The organism is Ochrobactrum sp. C6C9, from assembly GCF_022627935.1.
Lineage (GTDB): Bacteria > Pseudomonadota > Alphaproteobacteria > Rhizobiales > Rhizobiaceae > Brucella > Brucella teleogrylli.
Genome location: NZ_JABXGB010000149.1, coordinates 1 through 234 on the forward strand (window position 1 = coordinate 1; position 234 = coordinate 234).

Genomic DNA, 234 nt, shown 5'->3' on the forward strand with positions numbered 1-234 from the left:
GCTGATGCCCGTGGCGCAATTCCCGGGTGAACGCAATTGGGGCTACGACGGCGTCCTGCCCTATGCACCGCAGTCCTCTTATGGCACCCCCGAACAACTCAAGCACCTGATCGACAGCGCCCATGAACACGGCCTGGCGGTGATCCTCGACGTGGTCTACAACCACTTCGGCCCCGACGGCAATTACCTGGGCCAATACGCCAAGGCGTTCTTTCAAGAGGATGTGCACACGCC

At 61.1% G+C, this 234-nt stretch carries 1 protein-coding gene; it reads left to right on the forward strand.

The window, feature by feature from the left end:
• Positions 1 to 234, forward strand: a 234-nt coding sequence (locus tag HWD97_RS24450) for an alpha-amylase family glycosyl hydrolase (protein WP_371835836.1), incomplete at both ends; no start/stop codon positions are given.